Origin of the sequence: Methylobacterium sp. Leaf466, from assembly GCF_001425565.1 — a bacterium.
GTDB lineage: Bacteria > Pseudomonadota > Alphaproteobacteria > Rhizobiales > Beijerinckiaceae > Methylobacterium.
This window is the reverse complement of sequence record NZ_LMRC01000031.1, coordinates 90,638-108,429: the sequence shown is the minus strand read 5'-3', so window position 1 is coordinate 108,429 and position 17,792 is coordinate 90,638. Positions and strand designations below refer to the sequence as shown.

The following is a 17,792-nucleotide window of genomic DNA, read 5'->3' as shown; positions in this document are numbered from 1 at the left end:
ATCCACCGGCCATGCCGCGCGACCGTGGCGGCTCCGTGACGAAAGCCGATGCCGGCGTGGACGCCCGTCCGCATCCATGGATCGCTTGGGGCATTTCTGGGGGTATTTCCGGACCCTTTGCCGCGTCCGCCTCCATTCCGGCGGATGGGCCGCTTCGCCTATAGGGGGTGTCGCACCGTGGGCGGGACCGAAAGCGGCCGCCCACGACCGACAGCCGCGAAGAGCCCCGATGACCGCCACCCTCGACCTGCTGCGCACCCGCCGCTCCGTGCCCCCGGTGAACCTCGCCGAACCGGGTCCGAGCGAGGAGACGCTCGACGCCATCCTCGCCATCGCCGCGCGGGTGCCCGACCACGGCAAGCTCGCCCCCTGGCGCTTCATCGTCATCGAGCGTGAGGCGCGGGCGCGCATCGGGGAGGTGATCGCCGAGGCCTACGGCGCCGACCATCCCCAGGCCGATGCCGGCCGCCTCGAGCTCGAACGCAGACGGCTGTCGCACGCCCCCTGCGTCGTGGCGGTGGTGTCGCGCGCGGGGCCGCATATCAAGATCCCGGAGTGGGAGCAGGTGCTCTCGGCAGGGGCGGCGACCATGAACCTCGTGGTGGCGGCCAACGCGGCCGGTTTCGCCACCGCCTGGCTCACCGAATGGTTCGCCTACGACCGGCGCGTCCTCGACGCGCTCGGGCTGGCGCCGCAGGAGCGGATGGCCGGCTTCGTCCACATCGGGCACCCCACGGACATCCCGAGCGACCGGCCGCGGCCGGATCCGGCTTCGATCGTCACCCGGCTCTGAGGGTCCCCACCGAAACGAAGGACTTCGAGCCACCGGACTTCCAGCAGAATTCACGTCGCGACACGAAGTCCCTGTTTCCGTGGGAGCCCCGAGGCCCGCATGCACTACGATTCGACCGACCGGACCCTGCCGCACAACCCGTTGAAGGCCCTCGTCGCGCCGCGGCCGATCGGCTGGATCAGTTCCATGGACAAGGCGGGCGCGCTCAACCTCGCCCCCTATTCCTACTTCAACGCCATCGCCAGCGACCCGGACATGGTGATGTTCTCCTCCTACGGCCGCAAGGACGCGCTGGCCTTCGCGGAGGAGGGCGGCGAGTTCGTGTGCAGCCTCGCCACCTACGCCCTGCGCGATGCCATGAACGCCACCTCGGCGCCGCTGGAGCGCGGCCGCAGCGAGTTCGCCTTCGCGGGCCTGACCCCGGCCCCGTCGCGAAAGGTGAGGCCGCCGCGGGTGGCCGAATCGCCGGCGGCGATCGAGTGCCGCTGGGTGCGCACCGTGCCGCTGGTACCCCTGGAGGGCGGCGAGGCCAGCCACTTCATGGTGATCGGGCAGGTGGTGTCGGTCTATATCGACGACGCCTTCGTCAGGGACGGCCAGGTCGACACCGCCGCCATGGGCCCGATCATGCGCGGCGGCCATACCGACTACTTCACGGTCACGCCCGAGAGCCGGTTCGAACTCAAGCGTCCGCCTGGGGCGGGGCAGTGATCGCCGCGACCTGGCCGGGCCGGGCCGCGATCTTGGCCGCGAACCCATAGGCCCGGGCGGCGGCGACATCGCCCGCCAGCTCCGGATCGTCGGGGCAGGCCGTATCGATCGCCGCGATGCCGGCGGCGGCGGCCGCGATCCGCACGAGCCCCCTGATCCGGGCGAGCGGCGCGACGAGCCCGCCGGCCGCGTCGCGACAGGCCGGCAGCCCCATCTCGGCGCAAAGGGCCTGCGCGTCCCAGGCGATGCCCGACAGCCGCGGACCGGCTCCGACGAGGCTCGGCAGGCCGAGGACGCCGCGGGCGTCGGCGATCATCGCCACGATCCGGATGGACCCGTCGCCGAGCCCGGCCCGCGCCTCATGGACCGCCAGCCGGACGCCGAGACGCGCGACGTCACGCCCGTCGCGCACCGGTAGCAGGAGGCCGGCGGCACCGGTCGCGATCGGGGCCCCGCCGTCGCCGTCCTGCGTGGGAGCCGGCGCGAGCCAATCCACCCCGGCGGGCCAGTCCACCCCGGTGGGACCGAACCGGTCCTGGCCTGCGTCGCCCAAGAGAATCGCTCGCATGAGGGAATCGCTCGCATCGGCGGTCGCCGGCCTGCGGGAAGGGTGAACGGCGCGGGGCCGCCTTCAAGCTTCCTTTACCATAGGCAAGACAAAATCGCGCGACCGAGGGAGGGCCGACGCCATCCCTCCGGCGCGGCGTCCCATCCGGCGCGGCGCCCTCACCCGGACAGCGCATGTACCTGTTCACCACGCCCACCGCGACCACCAGGGAGACCGGCACCGGCCGGGACGCCGGTGCGCGCGCCACGGCCGGGACGGGCGGCGGCGCGGTGGTGGACGCCATCCGCGAGGGTGCGCAGAGTTCGGGGATGGGGTTCGACTATCTCCTGGCCACCGCCAAGCGCGAATCCGGGCTCGATCCCTCGGCCAAGGCCGGGACCTCCTCGGCCACCGGCCTGTTCCAGTTCATCGAGCAGACCTGGCTCGGGGTCATGAAGACCGCCGGACCCAAGCTCGGCCTCGCCACCTATGCCGACGCCATCACCGCGCGCGCCGACGGTACCTTCGCGGTGGCGGATGCCTCCGCCCGCCAGGCGATCCTCGACCTGCGCCGCGACCCCAGGATCGCCGCCACCATGGCCGGTGCCCTGACCCAGGCCAACCGCGACGCCCTCACCACCAGCCTCGGGCGCGAGCCGACCTCGGGCGACCTTTACGCCGCCCATGTGCTCGGCGCGCGCGGGGCGGCCTCCCTCATCGGCACGGCGCAGGCGAGCCCGGCCCGCGCCGCAGCCCTCGACATGCCCGAGGCCGCGGCCGCCAACCGCTCCCTGTTCTACGACAGGACCGGGCGGCCGCGCGGCGCCGCCGAACTCTATGCCTTGCTGGGCACCGCCCAGGCCGCGGGCCAGGCCGGGGCGGCTCGGCCGGTCGCCTCCACGATCACCGACCTGCCCAGCGCCTCCACCGCCTATGCCGCCCTCGAGGGCGGCGGCCTGCGCTCGATGTTCCAGACCGACCGTCGCCAGGGCGCCGTCTCGGACGGCGTCGCCAAGCTCTGGCAGGCGCGCGGCACCATCGAGGCGACCCGCAGCGCGCCGAGCTACTTCCCGCGCTCGGACGGCACCGGCACCGAGACGGTGGCGGCGCCGGCCGCCACCGCGGTCCAGGCCGAGACGGCGCGGGTCTCGACCGTCTCCGTCGCCCTCGTCGGGGCACCGGCGCCGCCGCCGCGCCCGGCCGAATTCGTCGTGCCGCCGAGCCGCCAGGCGGGCAGCCTCGTTCCTTTCCTCTCCACGACCCGGAGCGGTCCATGATCATCCGCCAGTTCCTCGCCTGGACCCAAGACGATTCGACGGCCCGGCGGGCGGAGGCGGCGACGCATCTCGCCAGGGCCTTCCTCTACGGCGGCCTCGACGCGGAGGAGACCTGGAACGCCAGGACCGCCCTGATCGGGCTCCTCGACGATCCCTCGCGCCAGGTTCGGCTGGCGCTGGCGCTGGCCTGCGCCAGTGCGCCCGAAGCGCCGCGCGCGCTCATCATCGCCCTGGCCTCCGACCAGGCCGACATCGCCGCGGTGGTGCTGGCGCGGTCGCCGGTGCTGAGCGACGCCGACCTCGTCGACGGCATCGCCATCGGCTGCGAGACGGTCCGTTCGGCGATCGCCGCGCGCGACCGCCTCAGCTACGCGGTGGCCGGCGCCCTGGCCGAACTCGGGGAGGTGCCGTCCCTGGTGGCGCTCGCGACCAACCACGAGGCCGAGATCACCACCGGGAGCCTCCTGCGCATGGTGGCCCGGCACGGCGACGCGGCGCCCTTGCGCGAGGCGCTGCTCGCCCGGCCGGACCTGCCCCTCGAAGTGCGCCAGGCGATCACCGCCCGCCTCGCCGAGACGCTCGCCGCTTTCGCGGTGGATTCCGGCTGGCTGACGCCGGTGCGCTCGGAGCGCGCGAGCCGCGAGGCCCGCGAGCGCGCCACCCTCACCTTCAGCGTCGACGCCCACCCCATCGACCTCGCCCGCCTCGTGACGCACCTGCGCCGCCAGGGCGAACTCAACGCCGGCCTGATCCTGCGGGCGATCCTGTCGGGGCGGATGGCCTTCGTGGAAGCGGCCCTTTGCGATCTCACGGGCCTCGGCGGCAACCGCGTCGCCGGGCTGATGCTCGATTCCTCGGGTGCGGGATTCACCGCCCTCCATCGCCGCGCCGGCCTGCCGGAGGCGCTGCTGCCGGCCTTCTCCGGCGCCCTCTCGGCGTGGCGGGAGGCCAGCCGCGGCCGCGTCGAGATCTCGGACGCGGCACTGTCGCGGCGGATGATCGAGCGGGCGCTCACCGCCTGCGAGGCGATGCCCTTCGCCGAGGCGTCCGGCATCGTGGCGCTGCTGGCGCGCTACGAGGCCGAAGCCGCCCGCGACGAGGCCCGCCTCGTGGCCAAGGCGCTGGGCGAGGTCGCCCAGGCCGAGGAGAAGGCCCGTATCGAGGCCGAGGTGATCGATGCCGAATGGCGCGACGCGCAGGCCCGGATCGCCCAGGCGCCGGACTACGCCGACCTGGAGGCGACCGCAGCCCCCGCCGCCGATGTGGCCGCGCCCGGATCGGTGGCCGCCATCCTCGACGGCCTGTCCGACGCGCTGATGCGGGAATTCGCGCAAGGGGTCGAGCGGACGCCCCCCACGGCTACCACCGAGGACACGATCCCCGACACCCTCGTGGCGAGCTACCGCGCCGACCGGGTGCGGCTCGCCGCTTGATTGAGCCGGCGGAGCCGGTTCACCCGAACTGCTCGCGCAGGATACGCTCGTCGAGGCTGTGGTCGGGGTCGTGCAGGAGGACGAGGTCGGTCTCCTGGTCGAGCCAGGTCTCCACCGTGGCGACGCGGCGGAACTCGGTGTGGTCGGCCACCGCCGAGACCGGCCGATGCTCGGCGTCGATCACCTCGATGCGGATGCGGGCGTAATCGGGCAGCAGCGCCCCGCGCCAGCGCCGGGGCCGGAACGCCGAGATCGGGGTCAGGGCCAGGAGCTGGGCGTTGAGCGGCAGGATCGGCCCGCCCACGGAGAGGTTGTAGGCGGTCGATCCGGCCGGGGTCGCCACGAGCACGCCGTCGGCGATGAGTTCGGGCAGGCGGACATGACCGTCCACCGCGATCGTCAGCTTGGCGGTCTGGTGGGTCTGGCGCAGCATGTAGACTTCGTTGAGGGCGCGCGCCCGGTGCGACCGCCCCTCGGTGTCCACCGCCTCCATCAGCAGGGGATGGATGATGCTGACCTGCGCCGCCTCCAGCCGCTCGATCAGCCCGTCCTCCCGGAATTCGTTCATCAGGAAGCCGACGGTGCCGCGGTTCATGCCGTAGATCGGGGTGCCGGCGGCCATGAAGCGGTGCAGCGCCTGCAGCATCAGGCCGTCGCCGCCCAGGGCCACCACCACATCGGCCTCCTCGGGCGCCACGTGGTCGTAGCGGCGCATCAGCGTCGCGGCGGCCTGGCGCGCATCCGGCGTCGGGCTCGCGATGAAGGCGAGCCGGTGGAAGCGCCGCGGGTTCAGCATGCGTCCGCCTTCTTGACGCGGGGGCTTCCCGCACCTCTCCATCGGGGGCCGCCGTATCGGCGGGTCCGACGAAAGGCTCTTAGCATGGAGCGTCCGCTCCTCGTCTACACCACCTTCCCCGACGCCGGCACGGCGCTGGCCATCGGCGAGGAACTGGTCCGGGCCAGGCTCGCCGCCTGCGTCAACGTGCTGCCCGGCATGACCTCGGTCTATGCGTGGAAGGGCACGGTGGAGCGCGGGAACGAGGTCGTGACGATCCTCAAGACCCGCGAGAGCCTGGGGCCCGCCCTGGCCGCGGCGCTCAAGGCGCGCCATCCCTACGAGACGCCGATCGTCCTGCATCTGCCCGTGCTGGAGGCCGACCCGGACACGATGGCCTGGATCGTGGCCGAGACGGGCGACGAGCCTCAGGCTCCGCCGACGGGGTAGCTCCGGCCCTTCCACAGGGCGGCGCCCGCCCGCTTCTTGCGCAGGAGCACGTTCCATTGGATCGCCAGCGCCACGGCGACGCCGAGCGGATGGAGCAGGATGGTCGCCGCCGGCTCGCGGGTGACCAGCGTGATCGCCATGCGGGTGCCCAGGGACACCAGCAGGGCGGCGAAGGCCACGAAGGTGGCGGCACCGGATGAGGCGCCCACCGCGGCGGCGGCCAGCAGCAGCCACGGGAGGATGTGCCCCCCGGCGAGCAGCAGCGTCCAGACCGGCAGGGCCCGGGGGGTGGCCAGCCCCTCGTGGGCGTTCTTCGAGAAGCCGGCCCAGGATTCCCCGAAGCTGCGGTACATCCGGCAGGTCGCCAGCGCATGGCCGGCGACGAGGTCGGTGCGGTGTCCGGCCTCGCGCAGGAGCCGCGGTAGGAAGACGCCGTCGTGCAGCCGCGCCCGGATGGCGCCGTGGCCGCCGGTGGCGGCATAGACGGCCCGGTCGACGAGGACCAGTTGCCCGCAGGCCGCGCCGAGGGACGGACGCAGCGAGGCGCGCATCATCGCGATCGGCAGGTAACCGACGAGCAGGAAGTTGATCATCGGCACGGTGAGCCGTTCGCCGAGCGTCTCCATGCGCTGGCGCGGCACGGCGCTGACGAGAGCCGCGCCGCTGCGGGTGGCATGGGCGGCCAGACCGGCGGCGGCCCGCGGCGCCAGGGCCACGTCGGCATCGATGAACAGCAGGCGGTCGCCGCGGGCCTCGGCGGCGAGCTTCGCGCAGGCGTGATTCTTTCCCGTCCAGCCCTCGGGAAGGGCCGGGATCGCGACGAGGCGAAGGCGCGGGTCGGCGTTCGCCATGTCCCGCACGATCGCGGCGGTGGCGTCGGTGGAGTGATCGTCGCCGACGAGAACCTCGACGGCGATGCCGGTGCTGGCAAGGGCGGCGGTGACGGTGCCGGCGATGGTCGCCGCCTCATCGCGCGCCGGGATCAGGATCGAGACGAGACCGCCGCTGGCGGCGTCGGGCTCGGGCGTCCGCAGCAGGGTGAGATTGATGGCGGCGAGGACGGCGGGAAGCAACGCGAGGGCGAAGGCGGCCAGCGAGAGGGCGAGCATCACGGGGCGGGTTTCCCGAGCGCGGCGGCGCGGTGGGCGGGGTCGAAACGGCGTCCCGTGACGAGGCCGCGCAGGCGACGCCAGCCGTCGTAGACGCCCCCGACGCCCTTCGTCCCCGCCACGAGATCGTCGAAGCGGGCGGGATCGCGGGCGATCACGTCGCCGCTCAGCCGGTCGAGGGTCGCGGTCAGGTCGGCCTCCAGGCGTGGCAGGCGCTGACCCCGGGGCAGGGCGAGGAGGTCGCGGGCGAGGATCGGCGCGCCGAAGGCGGCGAAGGCCTCGCCCCCCCGCTCCTCCCAGAACGCGTATTCGAGGGCGAGCGGCACCAGGACGGCGTCCGGGGCGATCTCGGCGACATGGGCGACGCCGGCCTTGAGGCCGAGGGGCCGCACCCGGACGTCGGAAAAGCGCCCCTGTGCGGTGATCCACATCATGGCGTCGCGCCGCGCCAGGAGCAGGCGGGCGGCGCGCAGGAACTGGGCCGCCCCGCGCGGCGAGTCGATGTCCACCGCGAAGGCGCCGATGCGGGAGAAGATGCCGTAGCGCTCGAGCATCTTGGCGTCGAACGGCGCGAAGCTGACACGGGCGGGGAACAAGCGGTCGGCGAGGAGGACGACGACGGCCGCATCCCACCAGGCCGGGTGGTTGCAGTAGACCACCACCGGCCCGGGGTGATCGGCGATCGCCGGGCGCCCCCAGTCCGCCAGCCGTACCGCGTTGAGGTGGCGGCGGGTGAACCGGGTGAAATAGGCGACCATGAACGCCCAGGCGAGGGCCGAACGCGCGGCGCCCGGATCGTCCGCCGCCGGCCGCCGGCTCACGCTCGAACCCGGGACATGCGCTTCATGCCGCGCTCTTGCCGGCCCTGGCGCCACCCTGGATGTCGGTATCGAGGGCATCGGCCGCGATCCAGCCCGACATCATCACCATGGGCATGCCGGGGCCGGGATGGGCGGCGCCGCCGGCGAGATAGAGGCCGCGCACCTGGCGCGAGCGGTTGCCCGGCTTGAACGCGCCCATGAACTTGCCGTGGGAGGCGAGACCGTAGATCGCGCCGTTCAGGACCTTGTAGCGCTCGTGGATGTCCTGGGGCGTCAGGTGCCGCTCCACCACGATGCGCTCCTCCAGGTCCGGCATGCCGGCGGTGCGCTTGAGCTTGTCGAGGATCACCTGCCGGTAGGCCGGGAACATCGTGTTCCAGTCGTGATGGGGCCGCAGGTAGGGCGTATGGACGAGGACGTAGAGCGCCTCGCCGCCCTCGGGCGCCACGCTCGGGTCGGTGGAGGAGGGGGCCGCGAGATAGGCGGTGGGGTCCGGGGCCGGCTCGCCCTTGTGGTAGATGTAGTCGAACTCCTCCTCCGGATCGCGGGAGAAGACGAAGTCGTGGTGGTTCAGGTGCTCGTAGCGCTTGTTCAGCCCGAGGTAGAGCACCACGCCCGAACAGGCCGGCTCGAAACTCTTCTTCTCGTAGGATCGGCCGACGTCGCCACCCACTAGCTCGCGGTAGGTGCGGACCGAATCCATGTTGGAGATCACGGCGTCGAACGGCGTGACGCCGGTGGCGGTCTTCACGCCCTTGACCGCGCCGTTCTCGATGGAGAGGCCGGTCACCTCGTCGCCGGGGCGCAGGGTCGCGCCGAGTTCGCCGGCGAGCTTGGCCAGGGCCTCGGCCACCGCGCGGGTGCCGCCCATCGGATACCAGACGCCCTCGGCGGTCTGCATGTGGGCGATGGCGCAGAGGACGGCCGGGGCACCGTAGGGCGAGGAGCCGACGTATTGCACGAAGTGGTCGAGCATCTGCGCCAGGCGCTCGTCCTTGACCTTGGACCGGATGGTGCCGGCCACCGACGAACCCATGCGCAGGGACAGGACGTCCCGCAGGGTGCCGGGATTCATGTTGGCGCGAATGTTGATGGTGTCGAACAGGTCTTCCACCGGCTTCCAGAAGAAGAACTTCTCGGAGACGCCGTGGAGATGCTCGGAGATTTCGAGAAACTTCTTGTAGCCCTCGCCGGAGCCGGTGCCCGGCGCGAAGCGGTCCATGGACGCCGCCATGGTCGGCACGTCGGCCATCAGGTCGATCTGGGTGTTGTCGTCGAAGAAGCAGCGCCACTGCGGGTCGAGCCGGCGCAGGTCGAGGTAGTCGGTGATGTCGCGCCCGGCCTCCTGGAAGATGCGCTCCAGCACCTTCGGCACGGTGAGGATGGTCGGCCCCATGTCGAAGCGGAAGCCGCCCTCGTGCAGCACCGCCGCCTTGCCGCCGAGCCAATCGTTCTTGTCGTAGAGCGTGACCTTATGGCCGCGCGCAGCACTCACGCAGGCCGCTGCCAACCCGCCCAACCCCGAGCCGATGACGGCAACCGAAGACTCGACACCCATGTTCTTGACGCTCCCGCGGGCAGCATGACCCACCGCTGCCCGGATGCAAGCTAGGCCGGATCACCGGACGGTCAACGCGCTACCCGGTCGCGCCCCATCGGGGTCCATCGGTCCCGCGCCGCGCGCTCGCGGAGGTGGAGAAATCCGGCCGGCGGCGGCCGGGCCCGGCCCGGTCCGGTCCGCCCGACCGTCGCGCGATCGGGGCTTGCGATCAGGGCTTGACTTCGGCGGCCGGAAGCGGCTTGGGGCTCTCGGCGAGGGTACGCAGGTAGGCGATGACGTTGGCCCGCTCCTGCGGCGAGGAGATGCCGGCGTAGGCCATCTTAGTCCCCTTGATGTACCCCTTCGGGTTCTCGAGGAAGCCGTCGAGCTGCGCGTAGTCCCAGACGCCGCCCTTCTCCTTCAGGCCGGCCGAGTACTCGAAGCCGGCGTGCGAACCGAGCTTGCGATCGACCACCTCCCAAAGGCCGGGGCCGACCTTGTTGGCGCTGGCCTTGTCGAAGCTGTGGCAGGCCTGGCAGGCCTTGCTGCCGGCCTGGCCCTTCTCGGCGCTGGCGCTGGCCAGGCGGACCGCGATCGGCTCCACCTTGGCCGCCGCCGCAGGGGCGCCGGTGGCGGCGACGGGCTCGGGCAGGGCGTAGCCCGCACCGCCGGCGGGCTTGGAACTGTAGATCAGCTCGGCCACGAACCCCGAACCCATGGCGAACAGGAGGGTGCCGAGCACCGCGCCAGCAACCTTGTTCAGCTCGAACGAGTCCATTCTCGACAACTCCGGTGCGACCAGCCGCGATGGCGCGCGGGCACGTCCGGCGGTCGTTGCACGCCGGACTTTTAAAAAGGGTTGAGGGTGCTTAGCCGCTCGGGGTCGATCTTGACAATGCCGGATCGAAATTCCTCGGCGTCGCAGTCGCCGCTTTGCCGGGACGGGACGGAGGAAGCGCCGGAAACCGCTGCGGTCCCGGCTTGGAAGAGTCCCGACCATGACAAGAGTCCCGACCATGACAAGTGCCGACCCCCCTGGTAAGCACGCGGCGCGGGCCGCCGCTTCGCCTTCGACCGGTCGGCCGCGAAGGTCGCCGATCCGCGGCGGGCCGCCGCGCCACGCAGGGTTTTTTGGGCATCGATGTCGGATCCCCTCGTCCTGATCCCCGCCCGTCTGGCGGCCACCCGCCTGCCGAACAAGCCGCTCGCCGACATCGCTGGCGAGCCGATGATCCTCCACGTCTGGCGCCGGGCGGTGGAGGCGGGGATCGGTCCGGTGGTGGTGGCCACCGACGCCGAGGAGATCGTCGCGGTGATCGAGGCGGCCGGCGGGCTCGCGGTGCTCACCGCGGCGGACCACCCCTCCGGCTCCGACAGGCTGGCGGAGGCCCTGGAGATCATCGACCCCGAGGGCAACCACGACGTGGTCGTCAACGTGCAGGGCGACCTGCCGACCATCGACCCGGCGGTGATCGGCGCGGCGATCACGCCGTTGGCCGACCGCACGGTCGACATCGCCACCCTCTGCGCGGTCATCACCCGCGACGAGGAGGCGCGCGACCCGAACGTGGTCAAGCTCATCGGCCACAGCGTCGGGCCCAACCGCCTGCGCGCGCTCTACTTCACCAGGGCCCAGGCGCCCTGGGGCGACGGGCCGCTGTTCCACCACATCGGCCTCTACGCCTACCGCCGGAAGGCGCTGCGACGCTTCATGGCGCTGCCGCCGGGCGAACTGGAGCAGCGCGAGAAACTCGAGCAGCTGCGCGCCCTCGAGGCGGGCATGCGCATCGACGCCGTCGTCGTCGAGGACCTGCCCCTGGGCGTCGACACCCCCGCCGACCTGGAGCGCGCCCGCGCGCTCCTCACCGCCCGCCGCCTGAACTGAGCCGCATGACCCAGACGACGATCTCCTACCAGGGCGAGCCCGGCGCCAACTCGCACATCATCTGCTCGCAGGCCTATCCGGACTGGACGCCGCTGCCGTGCCCGAGCTTCGAGGACGCCTTCGCGGCGGTGATCGAGGGGCGGGCCGCCCGCGCGATGATCCCGATCGAGAACTCGATCGCGGGGCGGGTCGCCGACATCCACCACCTGATCCCGACCTCGCCGCTCCACATCGTGGCCGAGCACTTCCTGCCGATCCACTTCCAGCTGATGGCGCTGCCCGGCACGCCGGTGTCGGCGCTCACCAGCGTCCACAGCCACGTCCACGCGCTGGGCCAGTGCCGGCGCCTGATCCGCCGGCTCGGGCTCAAGGCGGTGGTGGCAGGCGACACAGCGGGTGCCGCCCGCGAGGTGATGGAGGCGCGCGACCCGAGCCGCGCCGCCCTGGCGCCGGCCCTGGCGGCGGAGGTCTACGGCCTCGACATCCTGGCGCGCGACGTCGAGGACGAGAGCCACAACACCACCCGGTTCGTGGTGTTCGCGCCCGAGCCGGAGGCGCCGGCGGCGGGTGTCGCCGCGGTGACGAGCTTCGTGTTCCGGGTGCGCAACCTGCCGGCCGCACTCTACAAGGCGCTGGGGGGCTTTGCCACCAACGGCGTCAACATGTCGAAGCTCGAGAGCTACATGGTCGAGGGCCAGTTCTCGGCCACGCAGTTCTATGCCGAGGTCGACGGCCGGCCCGACGACGCCGGCCTCGCCAGGGCGCTCGAAGAGCTGCGCTACTTTTCGCGGGAACTGCGCATCATCGGGACGTATCCGGCGCATCCGTTCCGCGAGGCGTCGCGGGTGGCGGCCGAATAGGCCTATTCGCGCTTGAGCACCCGGTCGACCAGGAGGTCCGACCAGAACCCGGCCCGGAACTCGCGCGTGAGCCGTTCCGGGTCGTATGTGGTCTCGACCCAGGTCAGGAAATCCATCCCCTTCGCCTCGCCCTCGCGCCGGTAGAGGTCGAAGAAGGCGTCGAGGATGCCGGTCTTGGCGAAGCGGAAGTGGCCGTAGCGGGCCGAGAGCTGCCCCATCGCCTCGGCCACCGGCCGGCCCTCGTGCAGGATGAGGTAGAGCACCGAGCCGAGGCCGGCCCGGTCCGCGCCGGACTTGCAGTGCATGACCGCCGGATAGGCGATACCGTCGAAGAAGGCCTTGGCGGCCAGGATCGTCTCGCGGGAGGGCGCCTCGCGCGAGCGCAGCACGAATTCCACCAGCACCAGCCCCTCGCGCTCGCAGGCCTCCCGCTGCAGCGGCCACGAGCCGTGCTCGCGGCCACCGCGCAGGGAGACCACGGTCTTCACGCCCTGGCGGCGGAACCAGGCGAGCTGGTGCGGGGTCGGCTGCGCCGAGCGCCAGATCTTGCCTTGCCCGAGCCTGTGACGGTTGAGGTAGGCCAGCCTGAAGATGCCGTGATCCACCAGCAGCATGTTGGCCCAGGCCTTGGCCCGCGAGACCGGGCCTGCGATCGGCCGCTCGAACCGGGCGATGCGCGCCATGCGCCGGGCATAGCGGGTCTCTGGCTTCAGGAAGCGCTTGAACACGAGGGGGAGGGGCCAGCCGGGGTCTTCGAGGGACGATCCGTCCGGCTCTACCAGTCGGCCAACGGGGCGGCAACGTGGCCGGCATCGGGGACGGGCGCCACGTCGGACCGGGCGCCACGTCGGACCGGGCGCGTGCTGCGCATCCGGCATCGGGCTTGCCTTGCGCGACCGGCCTTGTCTTTGCCGACATCGTAGTCTTCGATGCCGGTTCGCTCTTCCCATCCGCCGCGGGGACACGTCATGAGCACGAGCACGATCAGCATCCGCCGGGCCCGCACCGAGGACGCGGATCGTCTCTCCGACGTGTTCGACGAGACCTGGCGCGAGGCCTACCGCGGCATCATCCCCGGCATCTGCCTGGAGCAGATGATCGCCCGGCGCGGCCCGGCCTGGTGGTGCGCCGCCGCCCGGCGCGGCCGCCCGCTCGTGGTGGTGGAGGCGGCCGACACCATCGTCGGATACGCCAGCTACGGCCGGACCCGCGGCAGCATCCTGCGCACGGCCGGCGAGGTCGACGAGATTTACATTACCCCCGCCTACCAGGGCCTCGGCCTCGGCCGGCGCCTGTTCCGGGCGATCCGCAACGACCTGGCCGACCGCGGCATGGGCCGGGTGGGCGTGTGGTCGCTGGCGGACAACGAGCGGGCCCTGGCGTTCTACGTCGGCCAGGGCGGGATCGTGGTCGGGCAGTCGGTGGAGCGGCTGGCCGGCGCGCTCCTGCCCAAGGTCGGCTATCGGTTCGGTTGAACGCCGACGCGCGTTCGTTCGTTCACGTCCGTAAGGGGCCGCCATCCTGTCGCGGTCGCCCGAGGAGCGAACGACCATGGACGTCACGGCCGCCGATTGGGATTCCCGCGTCGACCGGTTGAGCGCGAAGCTGCCGGATCGCCTGCGCGCCGGCCTCGACTGGCTGCGCGAGCCGTCCCGGCGTCCGGTGCGGATCGTCGCGGCGGCGCTGTTCATGCTCGGCGGGGTGTTCTCGATCCTGCCGGTCCTCGGGCTGTGGATGCTGCCCGTGGGCCTCGCCCTCATCAGCCAGGACGTCCCGGGCCTCAAGGTGCCCCTCGAACGCTCCGCCCGCTGGATCGAGCGGACCTGGGAGCGCCTGGCCGCGCGCTGGCGCAAGCCAAGCGCCTGACCCTTCGCTCCGGTCGAAACGCCCGGATTGTCACCGGAAACCGCCGCGGACGATTTTGCTTCGCGGCGCGGGCGCCTTAAAGACACGGGCAACGGGGCCACAGGCCCTCGATGCCCGGGAGATAACGAACCATGATCATCGACGCCGTCTCGATCGGAAAGAACCCGCCCCACGACGTCAACGTGATCATCGAGGTGCCGATCGGCGGCGAGCCCATCAAGTACGAGATGGACAAGGAGGCCGGCGCCCTGGTGGTGGACCGCTTCCTCTACACCGCCATGCACTACCCGGGGAACTACGGCTTCATCCCCCACACCCTGTCGGGCGACGGCGACCCCTGCGACGTGCTCGTGGCCAACACCCGCGCCATCGTACCCGGCGCCATCATCAGCGTGCGCCCCGTGGGCGTCCTCGTGATGGAGGACAATGCCGGCGAGGACGAGAAGATCATCGCGGTGCCCTCGCGCAACCTCACCATGCGCTACGACCGCATCGAGAACTACACCGACCTGCCCGACATCACGATCCACCAGATCCAGCACTTCTTCGAGCACTACAAGGACCTGGAGCCCGGCAAGTGGGTCAAGATCCTGCGCTGGGGCGACAAAGCGGAGGCCCACCGCCTCATCCTCGAGGGCATCGAGCGGGAGAAGGCCCGCAAGGCCTGAGGCCGCCCGGAGCGGGCACAGGTCCGCATCCGGCCTCACCGGCCGGATGCGGGTTTCAGAGCGGCTCGCCGCGCAGGAGCCGCGGCAGGGCCTTGGCCTCGCCCGACGCCTGGCCGATGAACCGGCGCTTGAGGCGGGGCAGCCTGTCGACGAGGCCGAGGCCGAGATCGCGCAGGAGACGCAGCGGCAGGATGTCGTTGGAGAACAGGCGGTTGAGCCCGTCGGTGGCGGTCGCCATGGCAAGCGTGTCGAACCGGCGGCTGCGCTCGTAGGCCAGCAGCACGTCGCGCCCGCCGGGGTCCATGCCGAGCCGCAGGGCGTCGGTGACCGCCTCGGCGAGGGCGGCGACATCGGCGAGGCCGAGGTTGAGGCCCTGGCCGGCGATCGGGTGGATGACGTGGGCGGCGTCGCCCAGGAGCGCCAGCCGCTCCGCCTGGAACGCCCGTGCGATGCCGAAGGCGAGGGGGTAGGCGCGCGGCGCTCCTTCCAGCGCGATCCGTCCGAGACCGGCGCCGAAGCGGCGCTCGACCTCGTCCAGGGTGTCCTCGTCCGTGCCGCCCAGGAGAGCGGTGGCATCCGCGCTCCGCTCCGTCCAGACGATGGAGGAGCGGTGCCCGAGGGATCCGCCGTCCACGAGGGGCAGGATCGCGAAGGGGCCGCTCGGCAGGAAATGCTCGATCGCCCGGCCGTGGTGCGGGCGCTCGTGCGCCACCGTGGCGACGATCCCCACCTGCGGGTACGACCAGCCGACCCAACCGATCTTGGCGGCCTCGCGCAGGCGCGAGCGGGCACCGTCGGCCGCCACCACCAGGCACGCGGCGACGACGCTGCCGTCGTCGCGCCGCACCGACAGGGCGCCCACGGCCGGGACCGCCTCCACCACGCCGGAGGCCTCGAGGCGGACACCGGCGGCGGCGCAGGCCGAGAGCAGCGCCGCCACGAGGGGCTCGGCCTCGACCATGTGCGCGAAGGGTGCGGTCTCGCCCGCATCCGCATCCTGCGCGAAGGTGAGGAACACAGGACGCACGGGGTCGGACAGGCGGCTGTCGCTGATCGTCATGTCGCGGATCGGCTCGGCCGCACCCGCGATCCCGGACCAGAGCCCGAGGCGCGTCAGCAGGCGCCTTCCCGCGCTGGCGACGGCGTAGGCGCGCCCGCGATGGCGGTGGGCTCCCGCCGGCAGGGCGGGATCGCAGACGAGGACGTCGAGGGATTCGCCGTGCGCCTGCTTGAGGGCCAGCGCCAGGACGAGGCCGGGGATGCCCGCGCCGGCCACGAGGATGGTCCGTCGCGGCAGGCGTCTCTCGGCCGGGTCCGTCGTCACGCCGTCCATTCCGCTCATTCCTTCCTGCGTCCCATCCTGCATCGGTGTCGCGAACCGTCTGGATCGCGGCACCGGGACTGCTATGTCCCCCGTCCAACGGCCGCAACGCGGCCATCGGTCCGGATCACCTTCCCACGGGATCGCGACCGCATGAAGGGCACCCCGGCCGCATGACTGGCATCGTCACCGAACTCCTCCACGTCCTCGATCTCGACGCGATCGCCGAGGATGCCTATCGCGGGATCAGCCCGACCGTCGGCTGGCCCCGGGTGTTCGGGGGCCAAGTGGTGGCCCAGGCCCTCGTGGCGGCGACCCGGACCGTGCCTGCGACGCGTCCGCCCCACTCGCTGCACGCCTACTTCCTGCTCGGCGGCGACCCGAAGGAGCCGATCCTCTACGAGGTCGAGCGCATCCGCGACGGGCGCAGCTTCACCACCCGGCGGGTCGTGGCAAAGCAGCACGGCCGGGCGATCTTCGCGATGTCGGTGTCCTACCACGACCCGGAGACCGGCGTCGTCCACCAGTTGCCGATGCCGGACGTGCCCGGCCCGGAGGGCCTGCCCGATTCCCGCGAGGTCGCCGCCAAGGGGGGAGGGGGCATGCCGAGCCCCGTCCTGGCCTATTTCGGGCGCGAGCGCCCGATCGAGCTGCGGCCGGTGGAGATCGAGCGCTATCTTCGGCGCGAACCGCGCGAGCCGCGCTTCCACGTCTGGCTGCGCGCCGCGGCTCCCCTGCCCGACGATCCGGCGATCCATCAGGCGGTGCTGGCCTACGCCTCCGACATGACGCTGCTGGACGCCACCCTGATCGCCCACGGCCAGACCGTGTTCGACGGGGCCATCCAGTCGGCCTCCCTCGACCATGCCCTGTGGTTCCACCAGCCGTTCCGCGCCGACGAGTGGCTGCTCTATGCGCAGGACAGCCCGAGTGCGGGCGGTGCGCGCGGTTTCGCGCGGGGGCTGATCTACACGCAGGACGGCCGCCTCGTGGCATCGGTGGCGCAGGAGGGGATGATTCGCCCTCGCCGCAGCGAAAGCTGAGCCGTCGCACAGCCCGGTTTGCCTATTTTGTCGCCAATATGCGACTTCGATGATCTGAAGCCCCCGGCTCTCCGCCCACGAGCGCATCGCCCAGCCGCTTTGGGCGCCAGAACAGGCCGCCGGGCGGGCAGATACGCCCGGACACAAAAGGTTCCGCTTGGCATAGTCCTTGAATGACGGCGGCCCGAGCGGAGCCATGCCGGCCCCCGCGACATCGTCCGGATCGCGTCCGGTCCCGCCCTCGAGCGGGACGGGGGTCCGGGCCAACATCGGACAAGGGGGCGCCGCCCATGAAAATCGTGATGGCCATCATCAAGCCGTTCAAGCTGGAGGAGGTGCGCGACGCCTTGACCGGCATCGGCGTCCACGGCCTCACCGTGACCGAGGTGAAGGGTTACGGCCGGCAGAAGGGCCACACCGAGATCTACCGCGGCGCCGAATACGCGGTCAGCTTCCTGCCCAAGCTCAAGATCGAGGTCGCCGTCTCCGCGGACGTCACCGGAACCGTGATCGACGCCATCGCCGCCGCCGCCCGCACCGGCCAGATCGGCGACGGCAAGATCTTCGTGCTGCCCCTCGAGAAGGCCGTCCGCATCCGCACCGGCGAGACCGACGCCGACGCCCTCTAGGACGTCGCAGCCGCCCCTCACGGGCAGGACGGCCCGCCGCGGGCAGCCCCCACCCTTCACCCCT

The 17,792-nt window shown here is 72.0% G+C and carries 19 protein-coding genes and 1 pseudogene; 12 read left to right on the top strand and 8 right to left on the bottom strand.

Going from position 1 to position 17,792, the window contains the following annotated elements; genetic code table 11:
* Window positions 1–229: 229 nt before the first annotated feature.
* Together ASG59_RS11920 and ASG59_RS11915 are read left to right on the top strand one after the other, a co-directional pair.
* Complete coding sequence (locus ASG59_RS11920; protein ID WP_055888418.1) at window positions 230–793, top strand: nitroreductase; 564 nt, start codon at window positions 230–232, stop codon at window positions 791–793.
* Between the two features lie 99 nt (window positions 794–892).
* Window positions 893–1,504 carry a flavin reductase family protein gene (locus ASG59_RS11915; protein ID WP_055888424.1) on the top strand — a complete coding sequence of 204 codons (612 nt, stop codon included), beginning with the start codon at window positions 893–895 and terminating at the stop codon, window positions 1,502–1,504.
* On the opposite strand, the gene ASG59_RS11910 is transcribed toward ASG59_RS11915, so the two are convergent.
* A complete protein-coding gene (locus ASG59_RS11910; protein WP_082528740.1) occupies window positions 1,476–2,072 on the bottom strand; it encodes an aldolase/citrate lyase family protein in 597 nt (198 codons plus the stop codon). The two genes, ASG59_RS11915 and ASG59_RS11910, sit on opposite strands and share 29 nt — an antisense overlap.
* A 173-nt stretch (window positions 2,073–2,245) precedes the next feature.
* Here ASG59_RS11910 and ASG59_RS11905 point away from each other — a divergent pair, with 173 nt between their 5' ends.
* The gene (locus ASG59_RS11905; protein ID WP_056409050.1) at window positions 2,246–3,328 is read left to right on the top strand and encodes a lytic transglycosylase; all 1,083 of its coding nucleotides are present in this window, start codon (window positions 2,246–2,248) and stop codon (window positions 3,326–3,328) included.
* Window positions 3,325–4,761, top strand: a complete 1,437-nt coding sequence (locus ASG59_RS11900) for a DUF2336 domain-containing protein (RefSeq protein ID WP_056409049.1) — start codon at window positions 3,325–3,327, stop codon at window positions 4,759–4,761. The genes ASG59_RS11905 and ASG59_RS11900 overlap by 4 nt, the downstream gene beginning before the upstream one ends.
* A gap of 19 nt (window positions 4,762–4,780) precedes the next feature.
* Here the strand turns inward: ASG59_RS11900 and ASG59_RS11895 are convergent, their stop codons facing one another.
* Window positions 4,781–5,557 carry an NAD kinase gene (locus tag ASG59_RS11895; RefSeq protein WP_055888432.1) on the bottom strand — a complete coding sequence of 259 codons (777 nt, stop codon included), beginning with the start codon at window positions 5,555–5,557 and terminating at the stop codon, window positions 4,781–4,783.
* Window positions 5,558–5,641: 84 nt separating this feature from the next.
* Between ASG59_RS11895 and cutA the strand changes: the two genes are divergently transcribed.
* Window positions 5,642–5,986, top strand: a complete 345-nt coding sequence (cutA, locus tag ASG59_RS11890) for a divalent-cation tolerance protein CutA (RefSeq protein WP_055888434.1) — start codon at window positions 5,642–5,644, stop codon at window positions 5,984–5,986.
* Here cutA and ASG59_RS11885 read toward each other — a convergent pair.
* The 4 genes and pseudogenes from ASG59_RS11885 to ASG59_RS11870 all read right to left on the bottom strand — a co-directional run.
* Window positions 5,965–7,095 carry a glycosyltransferase family 2 protein gene (locus ASG59_RS11885; RefSeq protein WP_056409047.1) on the bottom strand — a complete coding sequence of 377 codons (1,131 nt, stop codon included), beginning with the start codon at window positions 7,093–7,095 and terminating at the stop codon, window positions 5,965–5,967. The genes cutA and ASG59_RS11885 overlap by 22 nt on opposite strands.
* On the bottom strand, window positions 7,095–7,853 hold the full coding sequence (locus tag ASG59_RS11880) for a lysophospholipid acyltransferase family protein (RefSeq protein ID WP_082528757.1): 759 nt from the start codon (window positions 7,851–7,853) through the stop codon (window positions 7,095–7,097). Before ASG59_RS11880 ends, ASG59_RS11885 begins: the two co-directional genes overlap by 1 nt.
* An 85-nt stretch (window positions 7,854–7,938) precedes the next feature.
* Window positions 7,939–9,474: a phytoene desaturase family protein gene (gene crtI / locus ASG59_RS11875; protein WP_056409043.1), complete on the bottom strand. Its 1,536-nt coding sequence runs from the start codon at window positions 9,472–9,474 to the stop codon at window positions 7,939–7,941.
* 223 nt (window positions 9,475–9,697) lie between these two features.
* Window positions 9,698–10,234 (bottom strand): annotated as a pseudogene (locus ASG59_RS11870) (cytochrome c family protein); the annotation flags it as partial.
* Between the two features lie 363 nt (window positions 10,235–10,597).
* Between ASG59_RS11870 and ASG59_RS11865 the strand changes: the two are divergent.
* Both ASG59_RS11865 and ASG59_RS11860 read left to right on the top strand, forming a co-directional pair.
* Window positions 10,598–11,341 (top strand): 3-deoxy-manno-octulosonate cytidylyltransferase, encoded by a 744-nt coding sequence (locus tag ASG59_RS11865; protein WP_055888450.1) that lies wholly within the window; start codon window positions 10,598–10,600, stop codon window positions 11,339–11,341.
* Window positions 11,342–11,346: 5 nt separating this feature from the next.
* Window positions 11,347–12,201 (top strand): prephenate dehydratase, encoded by an 855-nt coding sequence (locus ASG59_RS11860; RefSeq protein WP_056409039.1) that lies wholly within the window; start codon window positions 11,347–11,349, stop codon window positions 12,199–12,201.
* Between the two features lie 2 nt (window positions 12,202–12,203).
* On the opposite strand, the gene ASG59_RS11855 is transcribed toward ASG59_RS11860, so the two are convergent.
* Window positions 12,204–12,929, bottom strand: coding sequence for a tyrosine-protein phosphatase (locus ASG59_RS11855; RefSeq protein WP_056286210.1), 726 nt, complete (start codon window positions 12,927–12,929; stop codon window positions 12,204–12,206).
* Between the two features lie 240 nt (window positions 12,930–13,169).
* Here ASG59_RS11855 and ASG59_RS11850 point away from each other — a divergent pair, with 240 nt between their 5' ends.
* The 3 genes from ASG59_RS11850 to ppa all read left to right on the top strand — a co-directional run bounded on the left by ASG59_RS11850 (window position 13,170) and on the right by ppa (window position 14,735).
* Window positions 13,170–13,676 (top strand): GNAT family N-acetyltransferase, encoded by a 507-nt coding sequence (locus ASG59_RS11850; protein WP_055888456.1) that lies wholly within the window; start codon window positions 13,170–13,172, stop codon window positions 13,674–13,676.
* A gap of 76 nt (window positions 13,677–13,752) precedes the next feature.
* The gene (locus ASG59_RS11845) at window positions 13,753–14,067 is read left to right on the top strand and encodes a hypothetical protein (protein ID WP_056409037.1); all 315 of its coding nucleotides are present in this window, start codon (window positions 13,753–13,755) and stop codon (window positions 14,065–14,067) included.
* A gap of 131 nt (window positions 14,068–14,198) precedes the next feature.
* Window positions 14,199–14,735, top strand: coding sequence for an inorganic diphosphatase (gene ppa / locus ASG59_RS11840; protein WP_056409035.1), 537 nt, complete (start codon window positions 14,199–14,201; stop codon window positions 14,733–14,735).
* Window positions 14,736–14,790: 55 nt separating this feature from the next.
* On the opposite strand, the gene ASG59_RS11835 is transcribed toward ppa, so the two are convergent.
* The gene (locus ASG59_RS11835) at window positions 14,791–16,068 is read right to left on the bottom strand and encodes an FAD-dependent monooxygenase (RefSeq protein WP_056409033.1); all 1,278 of its coding nucleotides are present in this window, start codon (window positions 16,066–16,068) and stop codon (window positions 14,791–14,793) included.
* 161 nt (window positions 16,069–16,229) lie between these two features.
* On the opposite strand from ASG59_RS11835, the gene tesB reads away from it, so the two are divergent.
* Both tesB and ASG59_RS11825 read left to right on the top strand, forming a co-directional pair.
* Window positions 16,230–17,099 carry an acyl-CoA thioesterase II gene (gene tesB, locus ASG59_RS11830; protein WP_056409030.1) on the top strand — a complete coding sequence of 290 codons (870 nt, stop codon included), beginning with the start codon at window positions 16,230–16,232 and terminating at the stop codon, window positions 17,097–17,099.
* Window positions 17,100–17,389: 290 nt separating this feature from the next.
* The gene (locus ASG59_RS11825; RefSeq protein ID WP_055888467.1) at window positions 17,390–17,728 is read left to right on the top strand and encodes a P-II family nitrogen regulator; all 339 of its coding nucleotides are present in this window, start codon (window positions 17,390–17,392) and stop codon (window positions 17,726–17,728) included.
* The last annotated feature ends 64 nt before the right edge of the window (window positions 17,729–17,792 follow it).